1 protein-coding gene is annotated in these 2810 nt (G+C 73.7%); it reads left to right on the forward strand.

The window, feature by feature from the left end; translation table 11 throughout:
- On the forward strand, positions 1–2780 hold a 2780-nt coding region (locus AC1DUQ_RS20170), incomplete at its 5' end, for an Rne/Rng family ribonuclease (RefSeq protein ID WP_477074465.1).
- Between the last annotated feature and the right edge of the window lie 30 nt (positions 2781–2810).

A 2810-nucleotide genomic window follows, 5' to 3' on the forward strand; every position in this document is an offset into this window, starting at 1 on the left:
CTGCGCGCCCGCGCCGTCGTCGCGCGCAGGCCGGCACCGGCTCGCCGGAGGAGCTCTCCGAGGCCGCCCGCCGCGCCGCGGCCGAGGCCGCCGAGGCGACCCCCGCGCCCGTCGCCGCGACCGCGCCCGAGCCCGCCCCGGAGCCCCTGCCCGCCGAGATCGAGCCGGCCGAGACCGAGGAGGAGGACGCCGAGCAGGCGCCGACCCTCGACGTGCTCGCCGAGCTGGCTGCGACCGCCCCGTCGAGCGAGCCGGCCAACGCCACGACCAGCTCCACCTCCACCGGCCGTCGCTTCGCCACCACCGCCCTGCTGTTCCAGGCGCCGGACCCGGCCGCTGCGCGCCCGCGCCGTCGTCGCGCGCAGGCCGGCACCGGCTCGCCGGAGGAGATCTCCGAGGCCGCCCGCCGCGCCGAGGCCGAGGCCGCCGAGGCGACCCCCGAGCCCGTCGACGCGACCGAGACCGAGACCGAGACCGTCGAGCAGGGCACGGCGTCGTCGCGCGGCTCGCGCCGCCGTGGGCGTCGTGGACGTGGCGCGGACGCCGCACGCACCGAGGACGAGGTCGTCGACGACGTCGTCGAGGCCGTGCCGGACGAGATCGTGGCCGACGACGAGGCCGCCGAGGACGTGAGCGACGACCAGGCCGAGCTCGAGGAGGACGACGAGGCGGAGGCCGCCGAGTCCGGCGCCCCGCGCCGCCGTCGTCGTCGCGGTGGCCGTGGACGGCGCAGCCGACCTGACTCCGCCGGGTCCACCGACGACTCCGAGGACTCGGACGAGGACGCCGACGAGGCTGCCACGACCGACTCCGAGGCCGACTCGGACGACGCCACGGACGAGGACGGCGGCTCGAGCCGTCGCCGCCGTCGCCGTCGTCGTGGGTCGTCCCGCGGCGAGTCCGGCGAGCAGAACGAGCCCCGCGCCGCCCGCACCCGCGTGCCCAGCGACGAGGTCACCGCCCTGCGCGGCTCGACGAGGCTCGAGGCCAAGCGCCAGCGCCGCCGGGACGGTCGCGATGCCGGCCGCCGCCGCCAGATCATCACGGAGTCGGAGTTCCTGGCCCGCCGCGAGTCCGTCGACCGCTCGATGATCGTGCGCGAGAAGAACGCCCGCACCCAGATCGCTGTGCTCGAGGACGGCGTGCTCGTGGAGCACTACGTGTCCAACCAGGCGCAGGCCTCGATGGTCGGCAACGTCTACCTCGGCCGCGTGCAGAACGTGCTGCCGAGCATGGAGGCCGCCTTCGTCGACGTCGGCAAGGGCCGCAACGCCGTGCTCTACGCCGGCGAGGTCAACTGGGACGCGGCGGGGCTCGAGGGAGGCTCGGCGCGACGCATCGAGCAGGCCCTCAAGTCCGGTGACCCGGTGCTGGTGCAGGTCACCAAGGACCCGATCGGCCACAAGGGCGCGCGTCTGACCTCGCAGGTCACGCTCGCCGGCCGCTACCTCGTGTACGTGCCCGGTGGTGGCATGACCGGCATCAGCCGCAAGCTGCCCGACACCGAGCGCAACCGCCTCAAGAAGATCCTGCGCGAGATTGTCCCGGACTCCGCGGGCGTCATCGTGCGCACCGCGGCCGAGGGGGCCAGCGAGGACGAGCTGCGCGCCGACATCGCCCGACTGCAGAGCCAGTGGGAGGCCATCGAGAAGAAGTCGAAGACCGCCTCGGCACCGGCACTGCTCCAGGGTGAGCCGGACATGGCCATCCGTGTGGTCCGCGACATCTTCAACGACGACTTCTCCTCCCTCGTGGTCGAGGGCGCCGACGCCTGGTCGACGATCTCGTCGTACATCGACGAGCTCGCCCCGGACCTGGCGCAGAAGGTCTCCCGCTGGGAGTCCGAGACCGACGTGTTCGCGGTGCACCGCATCGACGAGCAGCTGGCCAAGGGCATGGACCGCAAGGTCTGGCTGCCCTCGGGCGGCTCGCTGGTGATCGACCGCACCGAGGCCATGACGGTGGTCGACGTCAACACCGGCAAGTTCACCGGCTCGGGCGGCACGCTCGAGGAGACGGTGACGCGCAACAACCTCGAGGCCGCCGAGGAGATCGTCCGCCAGCTCCGGCTGCGCGACATCGGCGGCATCATCGTCATCGACTTCATCGACATGGTGCTCGAGTCCAACCGTGACCTCGTGCTCCGCCGCCTGGTGGAATGCCTCGGCCGCGACCGGACCAAGCACCAGGTCGCCGAGGTCACCTCGCTCGGCCTGGTCCAGATGACGCGCAAGCGCGTCGGTCAGGGTCTGGTGGAGGCGTTCAGCGAGACGTGCGAGCACTGCCACGGGCGCGGCTTCATCGTGCACGAGGAGCCGATCGAGAAGAGCAACCAGCGTCCCGACGCCGGTGCGCAGCAGCAGCCCGCGGCCGCGGCCGACGCCGAGGCCAAGCGGTCGCGTCGCAAGCGAGGTGGCACCAGCAAGGAGCCGGTCGCGCACGTGCCGCACGCGGGTGTGCCCGTGCTGCCCGAGGCCCGTGAGGCGGTCAAGGCGACGCTCGCGACGATCGCCGCAGCGGCCGCGCACGCGCACGAGCACGACCACGACCACGACGAGGCGCCTGTCGTCGCGCAGCCCGAGGCGCCCAGCGCACCCGGCCTCGACGTGTTCGCCGAGTTCGCGGGCGTGCAGGCCGAGGAGTCGACCGAGCCGGTCGACGGCGCGGACCTCGAGCTGACGGCGGTTCCGGCCGACGTGTTCGAGTCCGACGACGAGTCCGAGGGCGATGACGCCGAGGCGTCCGAGCCCGGGGACGGCGACGGCCTCGAGGAGCACTGACGGCGGTGCTCGTGCCGGTCTCGCCGGCAC

The sequence above is a fragment of the Cellulomonas sp. P4_B5_2 genome, assembly GCF_056402235.1.